The sequence below is a fragment of the Streptomyces malachitofuscus genome (assembly GCF_055571035.1).
Window position 1 is genome coordinate 26,699 of sequence record NZ_JBVIGA010000024.1, and the last position, 20,625, is coordinate 47,323.

The 20,625-nt window shown below is 71.8% G+C and carries 17 protein-coding genes and 1 pseudogene; 7 read left to right on the plus strand and 11 right to left on the minus strand.

The window, feature by feature from the left end; genetic code table 11:
* Positions 1-72: 72 nt before the first annotated feature.
* A complete protein-coding gene (locus tag ACZ44S_RS29660) occupies positions 73-837 on the minus strand; it encodes a CDP-alcohol phosphatidyltransferase family protein (RefSeq protein ID WP_466934272.1) in 765 nt (254 codons plus the stop codon).
* Between the two features lie 108 nt (positions 838-945).
* Between ACZ44S_RS29660 and ACZ44S_RS29665 the strand changes: the two genes are divergently transcribed.
* From ACZ44S_RS29665 to ACZ44S_RS29685, 5 genes and pseudogenes are all read left to right on the plus strand, one after another.
* Entirely contained in the window at positions 946-1,941 is a 996-nt protein-coding gene (locus ACZ44S_RS29665) for a zinc-dependent alcohol dehydrogenase (protein WP_466934274.1), read from the plus strand.
* A gap of 115 nt (positions 1,942-2,056) precedes the next feature.
* Positions 2,057-2,455 (plus strand): 6-pyruvoyl trahydropterin synthase family protein, encoded by a 399-nt coding sequence (locus tag ACZ44S_RS29670; RefSeq protein ID WP_190163986.1) that lies wholly within the window; start codon positions 2,057-2,059, stop codon positions 2,453-2,455.
* Positions 2,452-3,690, plus strand: a complete 1,239-nt coding sequence (locus ACZ44S_RS29675; RefSeq protein ID WP_466934276.1) for a glycosyltransferase family 4 protein — start codon at positions 2,452-2,454, stop codon at positions 3,688-3,690. Before ACZ44S_RS29670 ends, ACZ44S_RS29675 begins: the two co-directional genes overlap by 4 nt.
* Positions 3,691-3,797: 107 nt before the next feature.
* The gene (locus tag ACZ44S_RS29680; RefSeq protein WP_466934441.1) at positions 3,798-4,748 is read left to right on the plus strand and encodes a class I SAM-dependent methyltransferase; all 951 of its coding nucleotides are present in this window, start codon (positions 3,798-3,800) and stop codon (positions 4,746-4,748) included.
* 32 nt (positions 4,749-4,780) lie between these two features.
* Positions 4,781-5,662: pseudogene (locus tag ACZ44S_RS29685) on the plus strand (lysylphosphatidylglycerol synthase transmembrane domain-containing protein); the annotation flags it as partial.
* Between the two features lie 317 nt (positions 5,663-5,979).
* Here the strand turns inward: ACZ44S_RS29685 and ACZ44S_RS29690 are convergent.
* Complete coding sequence (locus ACZ44S_RS29690; RefSeq protein WP_466934277.1) at positions 5,980-6,747, minus strand: creatininase family protein; 768 nt, start codon at positions 6,745-6,747, stop codon at positions 5,980-5,982.
* 41 nt (positions 6,748-6,788) lie between these two features.
* Between ACZ44S_RS29690 and ribA the strand changes: the two genes are divergently transcribed.
* Positions 6,789-7,448: a GTP cyclohydrolase II gene (ribA, locus tag ACZ44S_RS29695; RefSeq protein WP_466934279.1), complete on the plus strand. Its 660-nt coding sequence runs from the start codon at positions 6,789-6,791 to the stop codon at positions 7,446-7,448.
* 14 nt (positions 7,449-7,462) lie between these two features.
* Here ribA and ACZ44S_RS29700 read toward each other — a convergent pair whose 3' ends face one another.
* Positions 7,463-8,692 (minus strand): serine hydrolase domain-containing protein, encoded by a 1,230-nt coding sequence (locus tag ACZ44S_RS29700; RefSeq protein ID WP_466934281.1) that lies wholly within the window; start codon positions 8,690-8,692, stop codon positions 7,463-7,465.
* 48 nt (positions 8,693-8,740) lie between these two features.
* Between ACZ44S_RS29700 and ACZ44S_RS29705 the strand changes: the two genes are divergently transcribed.
* Positions 8,741-9,187: a PPOX class F420-dependent oxidoreductase gene (locus tag ACZ44S_RS29705; RefSeq protein ID WP_466934283.1), complete on the plus strand. Its 447-nt coding sequence runs from the start codon at positions 8,741-8,743 to the stop codon at positions 9,185-9,187.
* A gap of 28 nt (positions 9,188-9,215) precedes the next feature.
* Here ACZ44S_RS29705 and ACZ44S_RS29710 read toward each other — a convergent pair whose 3' ends face one another.
* The 8 genes from ACZ44S_RS29710 to ACZ44S_RS29745 all read right to left on the minus strand — a co-directional run bounded on the left by ACZ44S_RS29710 (position 9,216) and on the right by ACZ44S_RS29745 (position 20,527).
* Positions 9,216-11,609 (minus strand): ATP-binding cassette domain-containing protein, encoded by a 2,394-nt coding sequence (locus ACZ44S_RS29710; protein WP_466934285.1) that lies wholly within the window; start codon positions 11,607-11,609, stop codon positions 9,216-9,218.
* Between the two features lie 325 nt (positions 11,610-11,934).
* Positions 11,935-12,519, minus strand: a complete 585-nt coding sequence (locus ACZ44S_RS29715) for a histidine phosphatase family protein (RefSeq protein WP_466934286.1) — start codon at positions 12,517-12,519, stop codon at positions 11,935-11,937.
* A gap of 4 nt (positions 12,520-12,523) precedes the next feature.
* Entirely contained in the window at positions 12,524-13,408 is an 885-nt protein-coding gene (gene gnd / locus ACZ44S_RS29720; protein ID WP_466934288.1) for a phosphogluconate dehydrogenase (NAD(+)-dependent, decarboxylating), read from the minus strand.
* A 6-nt stretch (positions 13,409-13,414) separates the two neighbouring features.
* On the minus strand, positions 13,415-15,058 hold the full coding sequence (gene pgi / locus ACZ44S_RS29725; RefSeq protein WP_466934289.1) for a glucose-6-phosphate isomerase: 1,644 nt from the start codon (positions 15,056-15,058) through the stop codon (positions 13,415-13,417).
* A complete protein-coding gene (opcA, locus tag ACZ44S_RS29730) occupies positions 15,051-15,986 on the minus strand; it encodes a glucose-6-phosphate dehydrogenase assembly protein OpcA (protein WP_466934291.1) in 936 nt (311 codons plus the stop codon). Before opcA ends, pgi begins: the two co-directional genes overlap by 8 nt.
* Entirely contained in the window at positions 15,983-17,722 is a 1,740-nt protein-coding gene (zwf, locus tag ACZ44S_RS29735) for a glucose-6-phosphate dehydrogenase (RefSeq protein ID WP_466934292.1), read from the minus strand. Before zwf ends, opcA begins: the two co-directional genes overlap by 4 nt.
* Positions 17,719-18,867, minus strand: coding sequence for a transaldolase (tal, locus tag ACZ44S_RS29740; RefSeq protein ID WP_466934294.1), 1,149 nt, complete (start codon positions 18,865-18,867; stop codon positions 17,719-17,721). The genes zwf and tal overlap by 4 nt, the downstream gene beginning before the upstream one ends.
* Before the next feature lie 238 nt (positions 18,868-19,105).
* On the minus strand, positions 19,106-20,527 hold the full coding sequence (locus ACZ44S_RS29745; RefSeq protein WP_466934296.1) for a glycoside hydrolase family 16 protein: 1,422 nt from the start codon (positions 20,525-20,527) through the stop codon (positions 19,106-19,108).
* Positions 20,528-20,625 lie beyond the last annotated feature (98 nt).

Genomic DNA, 20,625 nt, shown 5'->3' on the forward strand with positions numbered 1-20,625 from the left:
CAGCGCGGCGGGGCCCGGTACGAAGCGGGGGTCAGCTCCCCGTGCGGTGTCCGACGAGCCCCCACCCGGATGTCAGCTCGCGACCAGTTCCCGCCGCACCTCGCGTCCGGCCGGGGCCGCCGCCACCCTCGACGTGCGCCACAGCCACAGCACATCGCGGCCGAACGACCACACCAGGAGACCCAGCGCCAGCGCCACCACAGCGACATTGGCCGCGTGCGGCAGCAGGGCCGCGCCCGCCACCAGCAACAGCACACCCTGGAGCGCGGCCACCGTCTTGCGGGCCGTGCTCGGCGGCAGCGGGGCGGTCAGCCAGGGCCAGACCCGGGCCGCCGCCACGAACACGTAGCGCATACCGCCGATCAGCAGCACCCAGGGGCCCATCGCCATCGACACGTACACGCTCAGCACCAGGATCAGGAACGCGTCCACCTCCATGTCGAAGCGGGCGCCCAGCGGGGTCGCCGTACCGGTCCTGCGGGCCACCTTGCCGTCCACGCCGTCGAGGATCAGGGCCACGGCGGTCAGGCCCACGAAGAGGGAGACGGGCGGTGAGTCCTGGAACGAGTCGGCGACCAGCGCGGTCACCCCGCCGACGAGGGTGGCCCGGCCGAGGGTGACCCGGTTCGCCGCGCCGAAGGACCGCAGCCGGGACCGGTACAGGGCGCGGGAGAGCACCGCCCAGGTGGCGATCGCGAACGCGAGGCCGGTCAGCCAGCCCGCGGGGCCCATGCCGATCGCCGTACCGATCAGGGCCAGCAGCAGGATCTGTACGCCCGCGCCCACGGCGGTCTCCTGCTGTACGAGCCTCGCGTCGTAACTGTTGTTCAGGGCCACCGAGCATCCTCCGGCCGTGTGACAGAGTCGATCAAGGCCGCTACCTTGTGCGCGGCCTGTGCACCACTCGGTACGCGTACAGGATCCCGATCGTTCAGGAGGACTTCGATGAACCGCACCGCACGTGCGTTCTGGCTCGACTCACCTGGCCGAGGGGGGATCCGTGAGATCACCCTGCCCGCACCCGGCGCGGACGAGGTGCTCGTCCGCTCGCTCTACTCCGGCGTGAGCCGCGGCACCGAGACGCTCGTGTTCCGGGGCCACGTCCCCGAGAGCCAGCACACGGCGATGCGGGCGCCGTTCCAGGAGGGCGACTTCCCGGGGCCGGTGAAGTACGGCTACCTCAACGTGGGAGTCGTGGAAGAGGGCCCCGAGGCGCTCGCCGGGCGCACGGTCTTCTGCCTCTACCCGCATCAGACCCGGTACGTCGTTCCGGCGAGCGCCGTCACGCCCGTGCCCGACGGTGTGCCCGCCGGACGGGCCGTGCTCGCCGGCACCGTGGAGACCGCGGTCAACGCGCTGTGGGACGCGGCGCCGCTGGTCGGCGACCGCATCGCCGTGGTCGGCGGCGGAATGGTGGGCTGCTCGGTGGCCGCGCTGCTGGCCCGCTTCCCGGGTGTGCGCGTCCAGCTCGTCGACGCGGACCCCACGCGGGCGAAGACCGCCGAGGCCCTCGGTGTCGGGTTCGCGCTGCCCGCGGACGCCCTCGGCGGGTGCGACCTGGTCGTGCACGCCAGCGCCACCGAACAGGGACTGAACAGGGCACTCGAACTGCTCCGCCCCGAGGGCACCGTCGTCGAACTCAGCTGGTACGGCGACCGGAAGGTGAGCCTCCCGCTGGGCGAGGCCTTCCACTCCCGGCGGCTGGCCATCCGCGGCAGCCAGGTCGGCACCGTCTCCCCGGCCCGCGCCGACCGCAGCTACGGCGACCGGCTCGCCCTGGCCCTCGACCTGCTCGCCGACCCGGCCCTCGATGCCCTGATCACCGGCGAATCGCCCTTCGAGGAGCTGCCCGACGTCATGCCCCGCCTCGCCTCCGGCGAGATCCCCGCACTGTGCCACCGCGTGCGGTACACCGGCCCGGACCGAAACAAACACGCCTGACCTGAGAAAAGACGTAGCCGGCGCTGAACAGGGGAAGGCACACAGCCGTACTACACGGCAATCCCCGCCGGAGATCGGCCGGGGAACAGACGCGCCGCACCTGGAGGGTCGTCCGTTGTTCAGCATCACCGTCCGCGATCACATCATGATCGCCCACAGCTTCCGCGGCGAGGTCTTCGGACCGGCCCAGCGCCTCCACGGGGCCACGTTCCTCGTGGACGCCACGTTCCGGCGCGAGCAGCTGGACGAGGACAACATCGTCGTCGACATCGGCCTGGCCACACAGGAACTCGGAGCCGTCGTCGGCGAGCTGAACTACCGCAATCTCGACAACGAGCCCGACTTCGCGGGGGTCAACACCTCCACGGAGTACCTGGCCAAGGTCATCGCCGACCGGCTCGCCGAACGCGTCCACAAGGGAGCGCTGGGCGAGGGCGCCAAGGGCATCGCGAAGATCGCCGTCACGCTGCACGAGTCGCACATCGCCTGGGCGAGTTACGAGCGTGCGCTGTGACCGACACGACCGTCGACACGACACACGCGACCACCGGCACGACCGACACCGCCGGCGACCGGGCGGGGACCGCCCGCCTGGGTTATGTTCCGAAGCAGGCGGTCTTCCCGAGGAACGGCGGGATCATCCCCATGTCCCTGCGCACGGTCCACTTCGTGATGCCGGGCGGTGTCGACGACCCGTCCGCGCCCAGCGGCGGAAACGCCTACGACCGCCGCGCCTGCCTCGACCTGCCCGGCTTCGGCTGGCAGGTGCAGCGGCACACCGTGGCCGGTGACTGGCCCCGCCCGGACGCCGGAGCCCGGGCGGAACTCGCCCGCACCCTGCGCGAACTGCCGGACGGCGCCGTCGTCCTCTTCGACGGGCTGGTCGCCTGCGGAGTGCCCGAGATCGTCGTCCCGGAGGCGGAGGAGGGACGGCTGCGCATGGCCGTACTCGTCCACCTCCCGCTCGGCGACGAGACCGGCCTCGACGCCGGCGTCGCCGCCGAACTCGACGCACGCGAACGCGCGGTGCTGAGGGCCGTCCCGGCCGTCATCGCCACCAGCGACTGGGCCGTACGCCGCCTGGTCTCCCACCACGGTCTGGCCCCCGACCGGGTCCATGTCGCCGCCCCCGGCGCCGACATCGCCCCCCTCGCGCCCGGCACCGACGGCGTCTCACGGCTGCTGTGCGTGGCCGCCGTCACCCCGCGCAAGGGGCAGCACCGGCTCGTGGAGGCACTGGCCGCGGTGGCCGACCTGCCGTGGAGCTGCGCGCTCGTCGGCGGACTGGGCCAGGACCCCGAGTACGTCACCCACCTGCGGAACCTCATCCGCCGGCACGGTCTCGACGACCGGCTGGAGCTGACCGGACCGCGGACCGGCGCCGCCCTCGACGCCAGTTACGCCTCCGCCGACCTGATGGTGCTCACCTCCTACGCGGAGACCTACGGCATGGCGGTCACCGAGGCACTGGCGCGTGGCATCCCGGTGCTGGCCACCGACGTCGGCGGAGTGCCCGAGGCGGTCGGCCGCGCACCCGACGGCGGAGTGCCCGGCATCCTCGTGCCGCCGGAGAACCCCGCCGCCATCGCCGCCGAGTTGCGCGGCTGGTTCGGCGAGGCGGACGTACGGCGCCGGCTGAAGGCCGCCGCCCGGAGCCGGCGGGCCGCGCTCGGCGGCTGGGCGAGCACCGCACAGAGCCTGGCGGCGGTACTGCGCCGGCTCCCTACCGAACCCCGGAGGGCAGCATGAGCCGCACGACCGACCCGGCGACCACCACTCAGCACGGCGGTACGATCCCGGCCCAGCCCGGCCCCCGCGACGTCAAGGACGCGGCACCGGCCCGAACAGGGGGCAGCATGGAACCCAGGACCAGCGGCACCGGGGCCCAGGCATCCGTCATCCCCGGAGCCGGCCCCGCCGCACCCCGCCCCGGGGAGCGTGCCACCCTGCGGCTGCGCGAGACCGGCGACGACGAACCGGCCCGCTACGCCCCCGAGTGGCTGCAGCTGCGCGAACCGGCCGACGCCGCCGCCCGCTCCTACGACCTGCTCGACCCGCTGCGCATCCGGCTCGCCAACCTCCCCGGGCGGGCGGACGGTGTCGTCATCCACGACATCGGGTGCGGCACCGGCTCGATGGGCCGCTGGCTCGCCCCGCACCTCGACGGAGCCCAGCACTGGGTGCTGCACGACCGTGACCCCTATCTGCTGCACTTCGCCGCCGTGGCCTCCCCGCGCTCCGCCGCCGACGGCAGCCACGTCACCGTCGAGACCCGGCGCGGCGACGTCGCCCGGCTCACCCCGGATGCGCTGTCCGGTGCTTCCCTGGTGACCGCCTCCGCCCTGCTCGACGTCCTCACCCGCGAGGAGATCGGCGCCCTCGCCGCCGCCTGCGCGGGGGCAGGCTGCCCGGCCCTGCTGACCCTGTCGGTGGCCGGACGGGTGGAGTTGACCGCGCCGCATCCGATGGACCAGGAGATCACCGAGGCGTTCAACGCCCATCAGCGGCGGGGCGATCTGCTCGGACCGGACGCCGTGACGGTCGCGGCCGAGGCGTTCGCCGAGCACGGCGCCACCGTACGGCTGAACCCGAGCCCCTGGCGTCTCGGACCGGGGGACGAGGCGCTCATCGAGCAGTGGCTGCGGGGATGGGTCGGTGCGGCGGTGGAGGAGCGGCCGGAGCTGAAGGCGCGGGCCGAAGGGTATCTGGCCGAGCGGCTGGAGGCCTGTGCGGTGGGGGAGTTGCGGGTCGTCGTCCATCACAGTGACCTGCTCGCCCTCTGCCGGCCGGCGGGCGGGGCCGCATGAAAGGAGTGTGGGCGCGGCTCAACACCCCTGCCATGCGGACCCGACTCGGCACCCTCGCCGGCATCGCGATCCTCGCGGTGCTGTTCTGGCGGCTCGGTACCGGGGCGTTCGTGGACGGGCTGCGGCGCATCGACGCGGCCGCGCTGCTCGGGGCGTTGGGCATCGGGCTGGTGACCACCGCGTTCAGCGCGTGGCGTTGGGCGCTGGTCGCGCGGGGGATCGGCATCAGGTTGCGGCCGGGAGCCGCTGTCGCCGACTACTACCGTGCCCTGTTCCTCAACGCGGCCCTGCCCGGGGGCGTCGTGGGCGATGTGCACCGGGCCGTCCGGCACGGCAAGGACGCCGGTGACATGGGGCGGGGGGTGCGGGCGGTGGTGCTGGAGCGTACCGCCGGACAGCTCGCGCTGTTCGTCGCCGGGGGTGCGGTGCTGGTGAGCATGCCGTCCCCGGTGTTCGGTGAGGTGCGGCAGGTGCTGCCGGTGGTCGGGCTCGGGGTGGTGGGGGCCTGTGCGGTGGGGCTGGCTCTGCGGATGAATCGGGCGGGTTCGGGTTCGGGTTCGGGGCCGGGGTCGGCGTCCGGGCGGAAGCGGGGGGTTGTGCGCGGGGTGCTCGGGGAGGCGCGTCAGGGGTTGTTCTCCCGGCGTAACGCGCCCGGGGTGCTCGTCTCTTCGGTAGTGGTGCTGGCCGGGTATGTCGCGATGTTCGTCCTCGCCGCGGAGGTCGTCGGGGTCGGGGCGTCCGTGGGTGAGCTGCTGCCGCTGGCCGTGCTGGCGTTGCTGGCGATGGGGCTGCCGTTGAACGTGGGGGGCTGGGGGCCGCGGGAGGGGGTTACCGCGTGGGCGTTCGGGGCGGCGGGGCTGGGGGCCGGGCGGGGGTTGACGGTCGCCGTGGTGTACGGCGTGCTCAGTCTTGTGGCGAGTCTGCCGGGGGCGGTGGTGCTTGTCGTGCGGTGGTACGGGGGTGTGCGTGGTGCCGGCCGGGCTTCTTTCGCCCCCGCCGCCCCTTCCCTTCCCGACCCCGGGGGCGTTGCCCCCGGACCCCCTGTCGGCCTTCGGCCTCGTCCTCAAACGCCGGACGGGCTGGGAGTCGGGCTCGAGCCTCGTTCTCCGGCTCCGGACGGGCTGGGAGTTGGGGCCGAGCCTCGTTCTCAGGCATTGGACGGGCTGGGAGTTGGGGCCGAGCCTCGTTCTCAGGTTCCGGACGGGACGGGAGTTGGGGCGCGGCCTCGTTCTCAGGCGTCGGGTGTCAGTAGTGAGAAATACGTGCCGAAGGAATCCGTCAGGCTCGACAGGAGTTGCTTGCCTTTTTCTGCCGAGGCCAGGGAAGGGCGGCCGATGACTCCCGAATCCGTATAGGCGGACATACCGAGGGTCAGGAGATGGCGTCGGTCGTCGGCGACGTGATCGGAGGTCTCATAACCGGGTCGGAGCACATCGGGACGGGTGTGCAGAAGGATGGAGGTCTCGATTTCGCCCGCGTGCATGTCGGTGAGGAGAGAGGTCGCGACACCGGCCCGCTCGCGAGCCGTCTCCCAGTCCTCCGGGGCCGGGAACAGGGCCATCCGCTCACCGCGTGCGGAGGATTCCTGAACGGCGTTGCCCAGTACGTAGTTTCCGCCGTGGCCGTTGACCAGCACCAGGGTGTCCACGCCCGACCGGCGGAGCGAGTCGGAGATATCCCGGATCACCGCGTGAAGGGTGACGGAGGAGATGGAGACGGTGCCCGGCCAGGCCGCGTGCTCGTGCGAGCAGGAGATCGTCACCGGAGGAAGGAGGTGCACCGGGTAGGCGTCGGCGATCTCCCGCGCGATCGCACAGGCGACCAGCGTGTCGGTCGCCAGCGGAAGGAACGGGCCGTGCTGCTCGAAACTCCCGACCGGAAGTACCGCGATCTGCCGTGAGACGTCGGCTCCCCGCGTCCGTACATCCTCTGTAGTATCCGCCGGCAACAGACCGTGCACCGGGCCGTATGCCGCCGACCGCTTTCGTGAACCACCCATATCGTCACGGCCTTTCGTCTCTGCTTAGGAACTCGAGAATGATGACAGAAAAAGTAGGCGTACTCGGCAAGCAGCCTCAGCGGCGGACCGGTGTGGAACGCGTCGTGAATGCGCCGCTGCCCACCGTGTACGGAAAGTTCCAGGCGGTCGGCTACCTGGACCACGACCGCGGTGACGAACAAGTCGCCCTCGTGTACGGTGATCCGGGCGCGGACCGCGTGCTCACCCGGCTCCACTCCGAGTGCCTGACCGGCGACGCCTTCGGCTCCCAGCACTGCGAGTGCGGCGACCAGCTCGCGGCGGCGCTGCGTGCGGTCGTGGCCGAAGGGGCGGGCGTGGTCGTCTACTTGCGCGGCCACGAGGGCCGCGGCATCGGGCTGCTCGCCAAGCTGCGCGCGATGGCCCTGCAGGCGGAGGGCCTGGACACCGTCGAGGCGAACCTGGCGCTCGGCCTGCCGGTGGACGCCCGTGACTACGCGGTCGCCGCCGGGATGCTCAAGGACCTGGGCGTGCGGTCGGTGCGGCTGATGTCCAACAACCCGCGCAAGCGCGAAGCGCTGGTCCGGCACGGCGTCCAGGTCGCCGAGCAGGTGCCGCTGCTCATACCGCCGTGCGAGAGCAACATCACCTACCTGCGCACCAAGCGGGAGCGCCTCGACCACCATCTGCCCCACCTGGACGCCGTTGGGCAGCTGTCCTGACGGCGGCCCTCCCGTCAGTGCGTCACCGCCTCGTGCACCAGCCGCTTGAGGTCCTGGAAGACGGTGTGGGAGGACCTGGGCCGCACCTGCGTGTGGAACTGCACGGTCAGGTCGCGGCCCGGGTCGACCCAGAAGGTGGTGGTGGCCACCCCGCTCCAGCCGTAGGCGCCCGGAGCGGACGGGGACTGGGTGCGGGACGGGTCGATGACGACGCTGACGCCGAGGCCGAAGCCGACACCCTCGTTGCCCGGTTCGTCGTGTGCGGGGCGGCTGCCGAAGGCCCGCAGGTCGGCGTTGCCCGGGAGGTGGTTGCGGGTCATCAGATCGACCGTCGCCGGGTCGAGCAGACGCCTGCCGTCGAGTTCGCCGCGCCGGCGCAGCAGTTCCATGAAGCGGTGCCAGTCGTGGGCGGTGGCCACCATGCCGCCGCTGCCTGACAGGAAACGGGGGCGTCCCCGCAGCGGGAGGCCGGGGATGGGGCGGATGCCGCCGGTGTCCGATTCGCCGTACATCTCGGCGAGGCGCCCCGCCTGCTCGTCGGTGACCCGGAAACCGGCGTCCGTCATGCCGAGCGGCCGGAAGACGCGCTCGGCGAGGTACTCGTCGAGCGGACGGCCCGACACGACCTCGACGATCCGGCCCAGCACGTTCGAGGCGACCGAGTAGTTCCACTGCGTCCCGGGATCGAACTGCAGGGGCAGGCTCGCGTACACATCGGTCGTCCCGGCGAGGTCCGCCCCGGGCGCCACCGACGACTCCAGCCCCGCCGCACGGTACAGCGCGTCGACGGGATGGGCGTGGTAGAAGGCGAACGTCAGCCCGGCGGTGTGCGTCATCAGATGCCGTACCAGGAGAGGGCCGGCGGCCGGACGGGTGCGCACCCGGTCACCGGAGCCGCCGTCGTAGACGCGGGGTTCGGCGAAGGCGGGAAGGTGACGGCCGACCGGGTCGTCCAGCGACAGCAGGCCCTTCTCGACCAGCATCAGCGCGCCCACCGCGGTCACCGGCTTGGTCATCGAGTAGATCCGCCACAGCGTGTCGCTCTCCACGGGCAGCCCGGCCGCGACGTCCCGCGCCCCGTACGCCGTGAGGTGCGCGACGCGGCCCCCGCGGGCGAGGGACACGAGGAAACCGGGCAGCTTCCCGGCGTCGACCAGCCGGGCGAAATGCCGGTCCAGACGGTCGAGCGCCCCCGCGTCCAGCCCGGCCTCCTCGGGCCCGGTCTCCTGCCGCAGTACTCCCATCGGTCTCCTTCGGGGAACGCCGGCCCGGTGCGGACCGTTGATCGAGTCATGACTCAGGACGCCGAACAGAACGCACTGCTCGCCCTGCTCTCCGAAGGGCACGGCGGAGTGCTCGTCACGCTGAAACGCGACGGACGGCCCCAGCTGTCCAACGTCATGCACGCTTACTACCCCGATGAGCGCGTCATCCGCGTCTCGCTGACCGACGACCGGGCGAAGACCCGCAATCTGCGGCGGGACCCCCGGGCGTCCTACCACGTCACCACCCCGGACCGGTGGGTGTACACGGTTGCCGAGGGCACCGCGGAGCTGTCACCCGTCGCCGGCGACCCGTACGACGAGACGGTGGAGGAACTCATCCGGCTGTACCGCGACATCAACGGCGAGCACCCGGACTGGGGCGACTACCGGGCGGCCATGGTCCACGACCGGCGGCTGGTGCTGCGGCTGCGGGTGGAGCGGGCGTACGGCATCCCGCGCGGCGCCGGGGCGTAGCGGCCCCGGCGCCCGCGCGAGCGGCGGCTCAGGCGCCGACGTACTGCGCGAGGTGCTCGCCGGTGAGGGTGGAGCGGGAGGCGACCAGGTCGGCGGGGGTGCCCTCGAAGACGATGCGGCCGCCGTCGTGACCGGCACCGGGACCGAGGTCGATGATCCAGTCGGCGTGCGCCATGACCGCCTGGTGGTGCTCGATGACGATGACCGACTTGCCGGAGTCGACCAGCCGGTCCAGCAGGCCGAGCAACTGCTCGACGTCGGCGAGGTGGAGACCGGTGGTCGGCTCGTCGAGTACGTAGACGCCGCCCTTGTCTCCCATGTGCGTGGCCAGCTTGAGCCGCTGGCGCTCACCGCCGGACAGGGTGGTGAGCGGCTGGCCCAGGGTGAGGTAGCCGAGTCCGACGTCCGCCATCCGCTCGACGATCCGGTGGGCGGCCGGGATCCGCGCCTCGCCCTCGCGGAAGAACTCCTCGGCCTCGGCCACCGACATCGCGAGCACTTCGCTGATGTCGCGGCCCCCGAAGCGGTACTCCAGCACCGACGCGTCGAACCGCCTCCCGCCGCAGTCCTCGCAGGTGGTGGAGACCCCGGCCATCATGCCCAGGTCGGTGTAGATGACGCCGGCGCCGTTGCAGGTGGGGCAGGCGCCCTCGGAGTTGGCGCTGAACAGCGCCGGCTTCACGCCGTTGGCCTTGGCGAACGCCTTGCGGATCGGGTCCAGCAGCCCGGTGTACGTGGCCGGGTTGCTGCGCCGGGAGCCGCGGATCGGGGTCTGGTCGACCGCGATCACCCCCTCCTCGGCGGGGATCGACCCGTGCACCAGGGAGCTCTTGCCGGAACCCGCCACGCCGGTGACGACGGTGAGCACCCCGAGGGGGATGTCGACGTCGACGTCCTCGAGGTTGTTCGCCGTCGCGCCGCGGATCGCCAGCGTGCCGGTGGGCTTGCGGACCGTCTCCTTGACGGACGCCCGGTCGTCGAGGTGGCGGCCGGTGACCGTGTCACTGGCCCGCAGCCCCTCGACGGTGCCCTCGAAACAGACGGTGCCGCCCGCCGTGCCCGCGCCGGGACCCAGGTCGACGACGTGGTCGGCGATCGCGATCGCCTCCGGCTTGTGCTCGACGACCAGCACCGTGTTGCCCTTGTCCCGCAGGCGCAGCAGCAGGTTGTTCATTCGCTGGATGTCGTGCGGGTGCAGGCCGATGGTGGGCTCGTCGAAGACGTAGGTGACATCGGTGAGCGAGGAGCCGAGGTGCCGGATCATCTTCACGCGCTGGGCCTCGCCGCCCGACAGGGTGCCCGAGGCACGGTCGAGGGAGAGATAGCCCAGGCCGATCTCCACGAACGAGTCGAGGGTGTGCTGGAGCGCGGTGAGCAGCGGCTTCACCGACGGCTCGTCGAGACCGCGCACCCATTCGGCCAGGTCCCTGATCTCCATCGCGCACGCGTCGGCGATGCTGATCTTCTTGATCTTCGACGAGCGCGCCCCCGCGGTGAGCCGGGTGCCGTCGCACTCGGGGCAGGTGGCGAAGGTGACCGCCCGGTCCACGAACGCCCGGATGTGCGGCTGCATCGCCTCCCGGTCCTTGTTGAGCATCGACTTCTGGAGCTTGGGGATCAGCCCCTCGTAGGTGAGGTTGATGCCGTTGATCTTCACCTTGGTCGGTTCGCGGTACAGGAAGTCGTGCCGCTCCTTCTTCGTGTACTCGCGGATCGGCTTGTCCGGGTCGAAGAAGCCCGACTCGGCGATGACCCGCACCACCCAGCCGCCCCCGGTGTAGGCGGGGATGGTGAAGGGGTCCTGCGAGAGCGACTTGGAGTCGTCGTAGAGCTGGGCCAGGTCGATGTCGGAGACCGTGCCCCGGCCCTCGCAGTGGGTGCACATGCCGCCGGTGCGGCTGAAGGACACCTTCTCCGTCTTGGTCTTGTCGGCACCGCGGTCGACGGTGAAACCTCCGCTCGCCGAGACCGAGGCGACGTTGAAGGAGAACGCGCCGGGCGGGCCGAAGTAGGGCCGGCCCAGCCGGCTGAAGAGGATGCGCAGCATCGCGTTGGCGTCGGTGGCGGTGCCCACCGTGGAGCGCGGGTCGGAGCCCATCCGCTGCTGGTCGACCGTGATCGCGGTGGTCAGGCCGTCGAGCACGTCGACCTCGGGGCGCGCCAGCGTCGGCATGAAGCCCTGGAGGAACGCGCTGTACGTCTCGTTGATCATCCGCTGGGACTCGGCGGCGATGGTGTCGAACACCAGCGAGCTCTTGCCCGAGCCGGACACGCCGGTGAACACGGTGAGACGGCGCTTGGGGAGCTCGACGCTGACGTCCTTGAGGTTGTTCTCGCGTGCGCCGTGGACGCGGATCAGGTCGTGGCTGTCGGCGGGGTGCGGCGCGGCCGGCTGCCGGTCCGTCCTCGTGGCCTTGCTCATCGTTCTCCATCCGTCGGGCGGGCGCCGGCCGGCGGGGAGAGGGGCCGGGCGGCGGGGTCGGCGCGGTTGCGGCCTGCGGCGCGGGGGCCCTGCGCGGGCGGCGGTGCCCCCGGGGGGCCTTTGGCCAAGGCTAGGCTAGGCGGGTGGTGGGTGGCCGCGCTTCTCCATTCCTGACGAGGTCAGGGTGCGCCGGGTCGCCCGTCTGCCTCGGGTGGGTCAGGCGTTTCTTCGTGCCCGCCGCCCCTTCCCGTCCCGTCCCCGGGGGCTGCGCCCCCGGACCCCCCTTTGCGCGGTTCCCCGCGCCCCTTCATCCGCGCCCCCGGCGTCACGGCCGGGTGTTCCACTCCGCGACGACCGGGGTGCCGTGCTCCAGGGAGAGGCGGCACAGGGTGCCTGTCTCCAGGCGGAAGAGGCGGCCGTCGGATGAGGGCAGGCCCAGGCGGCGGGCCGTCAGGACGCGGAGGAGGTGGCCGTGCGCCACCAGCATCACGTCCCCCTCGTCCAGGGCCCCGGCCACCCGGGACAGCACCCGGTCCGCGCGCTCGCCGACCTGCTCCGGCGACTCGCCGGGGAACTCCCGGCCGGGCGGTACTCCGTCGGTCCACAGGTCCCAGCCGGGCCGGCCGCGGCGGATGTCCGCCGTGGTGATCCCCTCGTAGCCGCCGTAGTCCCACTCGCGCAGACCGGGCTCCGGCTCGGCGTCCGTCAGGCCCGCCAGCTCGGCGGTGCGCCGGGCACGGACGAGCGGGCTGGTGAGGACCAGCCCGAAGGTCCGGTCCGCGAGCAGCGGGGCGAGGGACTTCGCCTGGTCCTCGCCCCGCGGGGTCAGCGGCAGGTCGGTGCGGCCGGTGTGCCGTCCGTCCCGGCTCCACTCCGTCTCACCGTGCCGCGCCAGCAGCAGATCGCCCACCCCGTCAGGCCTTCTTCACCGACTCGACGGCGTGCCCGCCGAACTGGTTGCGCAGCGCGGCGACCATCTTCATCTGCGGCGAGTCCTCCTGGCGGGAGGAGAACCGCGCGAACAGCGACGCGGTGATCGCGGGCAGCGGCACGGCGTTGTTGACGGCCGCCTCCACCGTCCAGCGGCCCTCGCCCGAGTCCTCGGCGTAGCCGCGCAGCCGCTCCAGGTGCTCGTCGTCGTCGAGGGCGTCGACCGCCAGGTCGAGCAGCCAGGAACGGATGACGGTGCCCGCCTGCCAGGAGCGGAACACCTCCCGGACGTTGTCCACCGATTCGACCTTCTCCAGGAGCTCCCAGCCCTCGGCGTAGGCCTGCATCATGGCGTACTCGATGCCGTTGTGGACCATCTTCGCGAAGTGTCCGGCGCCGACCCGGCCCGCGTGGACGTAGCCGTAGGGGCCGTCCGGCTTGAGCGCGTCGAAGACCGGCTTCAGCCGCTCCACGTGCTCCTTCTCGCCGCCGACCATGAGGGCGTAGCCGTGCTCCAGGCCCCATACGCCGCCGGAGACACCGGCGTCGACGAAGCCGATGCCCCGGGCGGCCAGCTCCTTGGCGTGCTTCTCGTCGTCGGTCCAGCGGGAGTTGCCGCCGTCCACCACGATGTCGTCGTGCTTGAGGAGGCTCGCCAGCCGGTCGACGACGTCCTGGGTGGGGCCGCCCGCGGGGACCATCACCCAGACGGCGCGCGGCCCTTCGAGCCGGTCGACCAGGTCGGACAGGTGCGGTACGTCGGACACCTCGGGGTTGGTGTCGAACCCGATGACGGTGTGGCCTGCGCGGCGCAGCCGCTCGCGCATGTTGCCGCCCATCTTGCCGAGACCAACAAGACCGATCTGCATGTCAGTTCACTTCCTGCGTTCGCGGTAGGCGGCCACCAGCGCGGCCGTGGACGGGTCGAGGCCGGGGACGTCGGCGCCCTCGGTGAGGGCGGGCTCGACGCGCTTGGCGAGCACCTTGCCGAGTTCGACGCCCCACTGGTCGAAGGAGTCGATGTTCCAGATGGCGCCCTGCACGAACACCTTGTGCTCGTACAGGGCGATCAGCTGACCGAGTACCGAGGGGGTCAGTTCGGTGGCCAGGATCGTGGTGGTGGGGTGGTTGCCCTTGAACGTGCGGTGCGGCACCTGCTCCTCGGGCACGCCCTCCGCCCGCACCTCGTCGGCGGTCTTGCCGAAGGCGAGCGCCTGGCCCTGGGCGAACAGATTGGCCATCAGCAGGTCGTGCTGGGCCTCGAGCGCGCCGCTCAGTCCGGCGACCGGACGGGCGAAGCCGATGAAGTCGGCCGGGATCAGCTTCGTCCCCTGGTGGATCAACTGGTAGTACGCGTGCTGCCCGTTGGTGCCGGGCGTGCCCCACACAACGGGTCCCGTCTGCCAGGTGGCGGGACGGCCCTGGCGGTCCACGGACTTGCCGTTGGACTCCATGTCCAGCTGCTGGAGGTAGGCGGTGAACTTCGACAGGTAGTGCGAGTACGGCAGCACCGCGTGCGACTGCACGTCGAAGAAGTTGTTGTACCAGACCCCCAACAGGCCCATGATCAGGGGTGCGTTGGCCTCGGCCGGCGCGTTGGCGAAGTGCTCGTCGACGATGCGGAACCCGTCGAGCATCTCCCGGAAGCGGTCCGGGCCGATGGCGATCATCAGGGACAGGCCGATGGCGGAGTCGTAGGAGTAGCGTCCGCCGACCCAGTCCCAGAACTCGAACATGTTCGCCGTGTCGATGCCGAACTCCGTGACCTTCGCGGCGTTCGTCGACAGGGCGACGAAGTGCCGTGCGACCGCCTTCCCGTCACCGAGGGCGTCGAGCAGCCAGGTCCGCGCGGAGGTGGCGTTGGTGATCGTCTCGATCGTGGTGAACGTCTTGGACGCCACGATGAACAGCGTCTCCGCCGGGTCCAGGTCGTGCACCGCCTCGTGCAGGTCGGCGCCGTCCACGTTGGAGACGAAGCGGAAGGTCAGCTCGCGGTCCGTGTACGCGCGCAGCGCCTCGTACGCCATCGCCGGGCCGAGGTCGGATCCGCCGATGCCGATGTTGACGACGTTGCGGATGCGCCGGCCGGTGTGGCCGGTCCACTCGCCGGAACGGATCCGTCCGGCGAAGTCGGCCATCCTGTCGAGCACGGCGTGCACGGCAGGGACGACGTTCTCCCCGTCGACCTCGATCACCGCGTCCCGCGGTGCGCGCAGCGCGGTGTGCAGCACGGCCCGGTCCTCGGTGACGTTGATCCGCTCGCCGCGCAGCATGGCGTCGCGCAGGCCGGACACGTCGGTGGCCTCGGCCAGTTCGAACAGCAGCGCGAGCGTCTCGTCGTCGACCAGGTGCTTGGAATAGTCGATGCGCAGGTCACCCGCATGCACGACGTAGCGCTGCGCGCGGGAGGGGTCGTCGGCGAACAGGGCGCGCAGGTCCGGTTGCGGCAGGGTGTCCGCGCGGTGGTCCTCCAGTGCGGCCCACTCGGGGCGCCGGGTCGGCTCGGGGACGTCAGACATGGGCGGGGGTCTCCTCTGTGGCCTCGCCGCGCAGGGCGACGGCGTACATCTCGTCCGCGTCGAGGCGCCTGAGCTCCTCGGCGATGAGCTCGGAGGTGGGGCGGACCTTCAGCGCGAGGCGGCGCGCGGGCTGGCCGGGCAGGGTCAGGGTGGCCAGCGGGCCCTCGGGCCGGTCGATGACGACCTCGCCGTCCTCGGTCCCCAGACGGACCGCGGTGACCACCGGGCCCGCGGTCACCACTCGGTCCACGGTGACCCGCAGCCGTGCCTCCAGCCAACGCGCCAGCAGCTCGGCGGCCGGATTGTCGGCCTCGGCCTCCACGGCCGCCGAGGTCACCGACGCGTGCGCCTGGTCCAGCGCCGCCGCCAGCATGGAGCGCCACGGCGTCAGCCGGGTCCAGGCGAGGTCGGTGTCCCCGGGCGCGTAGGTACGCATCCGGGTCTCGAGCACCTGCATCGGGTTCTCGACGGCGTACAGGTCGGTGATCCTGCGCTGGCCCAGGGCGCCCAGCGGGTCCTTCGCGGGGTTTTCGGGAGCGTCCGCCGGCCACCAGACCACCACCGGGGCGTCCGGCAGCAGCAGCGGCAGCACCACCGAGTCGGCGTGGTCCGACACCTCGCCGTACGTCCGCAGCACCACCGTCTCCCCGGTGCCCGCCTCCGAGCCCACCCTGACCTCGGCGTCCAGCCGGGGGTGGGTGCGCTCGCGCGGGGTGCGGGCGTGCCGCTTGATCACCACCAGGGTGCGCGAGGGGTGCTCGTGCGAGGCCTCCTCGGCCGCCTTGATCGAGTCGTAGGCGTTCTCCTCGTCCGTGACGATCACCATCGTCAGGACCATGCCCACGGCCGGGGTGCCGATGGCGCGGCGGCCCTGCACCAGCGCCTTGTTGACCTTGCTTGCCGTGGTGTCGGTCAGGTCGATCTTCATGGCCTGCGCCAGCTCCGTCCGTCTCGTGCGAGCATCTCGTCGGCTTCCACGGGCCCCCAGCTGCCCGCCGTGTACTGCGCCGGCCGGCCGTGCGACGCCCAGTACTCCTCGATCGGGTCGAGGATCTTCCAGGACTCCTCCACTTCCTGGTGACGGGGGAACAGGTTGGCGTCCCCGAGCAGCACGTCCAGGATGAGCCGCTCGTACGCCTCCGGGCTGGACTCGGTGAACGACTCGCCGTAGGCGAAGTCCATGGTCACGTCCCGCAGCTCCATCGAGGTACCCGGCACCTTGGAGCCGAACCGGACCGTCATGCCCTCGTCCGGCTGGACGCGGATGACGACGGCGTTCTGGCCCAGCTCCTCGGTGGCGCTGGAGTCGAAGGGGGAGTGCGGCGCCCGCTGGAAGACCACCGCGATCTCGGTGACCCGGCGGCCGAGCCGCTTTCCCGTGCGCAGGTAGAAGGGCACGCCCGCCCACCGGCGGTTGTCCACCCGCAGCTTGATCGCGGCGTAGGTGTCGGTGGTGGAGGACGGGGCGATGCCCTCCTCCTCCGGATAGCCGCGCACCCGCGCACCGCCCTGCCAGGCGGCCGCGTACTGCCCGCGCACCGTGTGCCGGCCCAGGTCGTCCGGGAGCCGCACGGCCCGGAAGACCTTCAGCTTCTCGGTGAGCAGCGAGCCCGCGTCGAAGGAGGCCGGCTCCTCCATTGCGGTGAGTGCCATCAGTTGCAGGAGGTGGTTCTGGATGACGTCGCGGGCGGCGCCGATGCCGTCGTAGTAGCCCGCCCGCCCGCCGATGCCGATGTCCTCGGCCATGGTGATCTGCACATGGTCCACGAAGGACCGGTTCCAGATCGGTTCGAACATCTGGTTGGCGAAGCGGAGCGCCAGGATGTTCTGGACCGTCTCCTTGCCCAGGTAGTGGTCGATGCGGAAGACCTGTTCCGGGTCGAAGACGTCGTGCACGATCGCGTTCAGCTCCTGGGCCGACTTCAGGTCGTGGCCGAACGGCTTCTCGATCACGGCGCGCCGCCAGGAACCCTCGGGGGCGTCGGCCAGCCCGTGCTTCTTCAACTGCTGAACGACCTTCGGGAAGAACCTGGGCGGTACGGAGAGGTAGTAGGCGTAATTGCCGCTGGTGCCCCGGGAGGCGTCCAGCTCGTCGACGGCCTTGCGCAACTGTTCGAAGGCGTGGTCGTCGTCGAAGTCGCCCGGGACGAACCGCATGCCCTCGGAGAGCTGCTGCCAGACCTCCTCGCGGAACGGGGTCCGCGCGTGCTCCTTGACGGCGTCGTGCACCACCTCTGCGAAGTCCTGGTCCTCCCAGTCCCGGCGGGCGAAGCCGACGAGCGAGAAGCCGGGCGGCAGCAGGCCCCGGTTGGCGAGGTCGTACACGGCCGGCATCAGCTTCTTGCGGGACAGGTCGCCGGTCACCCCGAAGATGACCAGCCCGGAGGGGCCCGCGATCCGGGGCAGCCGGCGGTCCCGGGGGTCGCGCAGCGGGTTGGACCAGCCGGCCGGGGGCGCGGTGAGGGCGGCCGGGGGCGGACCCTCCGGCGTGGTCCCGTCGGCCGCCGGGGCATCCGTCACCGCCTCGTCCGGCGCGCCGGACGTCCGCGTCCCCGGTGCGGTCCCCGCGTGGGGCGCCGTCGTTCCCGCGTGGGGCGCCGTCGTTCCCGGTTCGGTCGTCCCGCCGGGAGGCTGCGCCCCGGGGCGGGTCGTCTCGTCGGTCATTCCGCGTCAACTCCCTTGCTGTCGAGCGACTTCGTCACCGCGTCGAGCAGCTCCTGCCAGGCGTCCTCGCACCTCGCGACGCCTTCGTTCTCCAGCTGCCGCACCACCTCGTCGTACGAGATCCCGAGCCGCTCCACGGCGGCCAGATCGGCCCGCGCCTGGGCGTAGCCGCCGGTGACGGTGTCGCCCCGGACCACCCCGTGGTCGGCGGTGGCCCTCAGCGTGGCCTCGGTCATCGTGCAGACGGTGCCGGGTGCGACCAGCTCCTCCACATACAGGGTGTCCTTGCGAGCGGGGTCCCTCACCCCGGTGGACGCCCACAGCGGCCGCTGCTTGTTGGCCCGGGTACCACCGGCCACCGCCAGCCAGCGCTCCGACGAGAAGAACTCCTCGTACGCCGCGTAGGCGAGCCGCGCGTTCGCGAGCGCCGCCCTGCCCCTCAGGGCGAGCGCCTCGCCCGTGCCCAGCACGGCCAGCCGCTTGTCGATCTCGCCGTCCACGCGGGAGACGGAGAAGGAGGCGACGGAGTGGAGGGCGGCCAGGTCGATTCCGCCGGCCCGTGCCCGCTCGAGACCGGCGAGGTAGGCGTCCATCACCTCCCGGTAGCGCTCCAGGGAGTGGATCTGCCGGACGTCGACGCCGATGCCGGCCCCGGTCACCTCGGTGATCGCGGTGAGGCCGGCCCTGGTCGCCACCATCCCGATCAGGACGTTCGGCCGGTCCACCAGCCAGGCGAGCTGTCCCGCCTCGGCGACGGTGGCCGCGGTGTGGTGCGCCAGGCGGGGGTCGACCAATAGGGAGACCCGGCCGTCCCGGCCGCCCGTCGCCTCGTACACGGGCATCAGGACGTCGGCGGCCGCCCGGACGTCCGCGGTGGTCATCATCCGAACGGCCTCGTCGGGGGTCACGCCCCGCACGGCCAGGCCGGCGAGCTGCTCCTCGTAGACCGTTCCGGAGCCGACGGCCGCCCGGAGGACCGACGGGTCGGTGCTGACGCCGGTGACACCGCCGGACCGGACCAGTCCGGCGAGAACGCCGGAGGTGAGGTGCTCGCGGGACAGGCCGTCGAGCCAGACCGACACGCCCGCGCCGGACAGTCGCTCCAGTGCTCCCGCGCTCGCGGTCGCTTCGCTCACATTGATCATCTTCTTCCTCGCGATGGCGTCAACCGCACGCACCGGCAACTGATTCCCCGGCCGCGTCGTCGTGGGGGCGAATCGTCACTCGCGTGAACCGGTACCACGTCGGCCCTCCTCGGACTCGACGTGCTGGTCCGTTCGGGTGGGGCGCGGGCCTGGCGTCCGGGCACGCGAAAGAGGGCTCCACGCAGGCGTGGAGCCCTCTTCGCATCCCGGCCGGAGGGGGCCGGGTGTGGGGGGTGGGTCAGTGACCGAAGGTGAACCAGTTGACGTTCACGAAGTCCGCCGGCTGACCGCTGGTGAAGGTCAGGTGGACGTCGTGCGTGCCCGTCACGTTGCTGATGTTCGCCGGGATGGTCCGCCAGGACTGCCAGCCGCCGGTGTTGCCCACCGCGAAACTGCCGATGGGCGCGTTGCTCCGGCTGTCCAGGCGTACTTCGACGAGCCCGCTGACGCCGGCACCCGCACCGCTCGCCACCCGCGCGGAGAACTGCCGCGCCGGGTTCGAACCGAAGTTGACGCCCTTGAACTGCAGCCAGTCGCCGTTGGCGAGCGCGCCCACGTTCTGGCCGCCGCCCGCGTCCGAGGTCGTCTCCTTCATCACGCCGGACTGGGCGTCGTAGGACTCGGCCTGGATGGTGCCGTAGGCGTCCCGGTTGCCGGGAGTGCCGGGGTCACCGGGGTCCCCCGGGTCGCCGCCGCCCCCGGAGGTCAGCACCTGTACGTAGTCGACGAGCATCGAGTGCCCGGGCTGGGTGCCCGCGTCCGGGCCGCCGCCGAAGGCGTCGGGGAAGCCGCCGCCCATCGCCACGTTGAGGATGACGAAGAAGCCGTGGTCCGTGGCGTTGTTCCAGGTCGTCGCGTCGACCTGGTTCTCCCGCACGGTGTGGAAGTTGTTGCCGTCGAGGTAGAAGCGGATCTCCTCCAGGCTCGTCGAGCGGTCCCACTCCATCCGGTAGGTGTGGAACCCGGCCTGACAGGTCGTGCCCTGACATGTGGTCGAACCGCCGATGCCGCTGGTCTCGTTGCACGGGCCGCCCGGCGAGGTGCCGCAGTGCATCGTGGCGAACACGGTGTTCATGCCCTGCGTGTTCTCCATGATGTCCAGCTCGCCGACGGCGGGCCAGTTCCAGTAGTTGCCCCGGTAGGGGGCGCCCAGCATCCAGAACGCCGGCCAGTAGCCCTTGGCGGCGGCTCCGGTGACGTTCGGGGCCTGGATGCGGCCCTCGACGCGCAGCTTGCCGCCGGCCGGGGGCTGGAAGTCGGTCCGGTTGGTCTCGATGCGGCCCGAGGTCCAGTTGCCGGCGCCGTCGCGCCGCGGGGTGATGCGCAGGTTGCCGGCGCCGTCGAGGGAGACGTTGTCCGTGCTGGACGTCATGGTCTCGATCTCGCCGGTGCCCCAGTTGGCGGGGCCGCCCGGGTAGCCCTTGCCGGTCGCGTACCGCCAGTTGGAGGTGTTGACACCGCTGCCCGCGGGTCCGTCGAAGTCGTCGGCGAAGACCTGGGTCCAGCCCGACGGCGGAGGCGGCACCGAGGCGCTCGCGGACGGGCTCGCGGCGGTTGCCGCGCCCGCCGCGAGAGCGAGCGTGCTGACGACGGCGAGAAGCGCCCGCCGCATCGGGCGGGGTCTGCGGAGCGGGCGGGGGGTGCCGGAGGTGTCACTCATGTGGGGATGCCCTCTCGGTACGGATCATCTGTGCGGGGAGGTACGTTCGAGAGCCCGGAACATGCATGAGAGCGCTCTCACAGTGACGCCAATGTGCT

Bases quoted from the DNA above. Each gene is read 5' to 3' on its own strand.
- ACZ44S_RS29665 (WP_466934274.1), top strand. From the start codon at position 946: ATGAACCGCACCGCACGTGCGTTCTGGCTCGACTCACCTGGCCGAGGG.
- ACZ44S_RS29680 (WP_466934441.1), top strand. From the start codon at position 3,798: ATGGAACCCAGGACCAGCGGCACCGGGGCCCAGGCATCCGTCATCCCC.
- ACZ44S_RS29690 (WP_466934277.1), bottom strand. From the start codon at position 6,747: ATGGGTGGTTCACGAAAGCGGTCGGCGGCATACGGCCCGGTGCACGGT.
- ribA (WP_466934279.1), top strand. From the start codon at position 6,789: ATGACAGAAAAAGTAGGCGTACTCGGCAAGCAGCCTCAGCGGCGGACC.
- ACZ44S_RS29700 (WP_466934281.1), bottom strand. From the start codon at position 8,692: ATGGGAGTACTGCGGCAGGAGACCGGGCCCGAGGAGGCCGGGCTGGAC.
- ACZ44S_RS29705 (WP_466934283.1), top strand. From the start codon at position 8,741: ATGACTCAGGACGCCGAACAGAACGCACTGCTCGCCCTGCTCTCCGAA.
- ACZ44S_RS29710 (WP_466934285.1), bottom strand. From the start codon at position 11,609: ATGAGCAAGGCCACGAGGACGGACCGGCAGCCGGCCGCGCCGCACCCC.
- gnd (WP_466934288.1), bottom strand. From the start codon at position 13,408: ATGCAGATCGGTCTTGTTGGTCTCGGCAAGATGGGCGGCAACATGCGC.
- pgi (WP_466934289.1), bottom strand. From the start codon at position 15,058: ATGTCTGACGTCCCCGAGCCGACCCGGCGCCCCGAGTGGGCCGCACTG.
- opcA (WP_466934291.1), bottom strand. From the start codon at position 15,986: ATGAAGATCGACCTGACCGACACCACGGCAAGCAAGGTCAACAAGGCG.
- zwf (WP_466934292.1), bottom strand. From the start codon at position 17,722: ATGACCGACGAGACGACCCGCCCCGGGGCGCAGCCTCCCGGCGGGACG.
- tal (WP_466934294.1), bottom strand. From the start codon at position 18,867: ATGATCAATGTGAGCGAAGCGACCGCGAGCGCGGGAGCACTGGAGCGA.
- ACZ44S_RS29745 (WP_466934296.1), bottom strand. From the start codon at position 20,527: ATGAGTGACACCTCCGGCACCCCCCGCCCGCTCCGCAGACCCCGCCCG.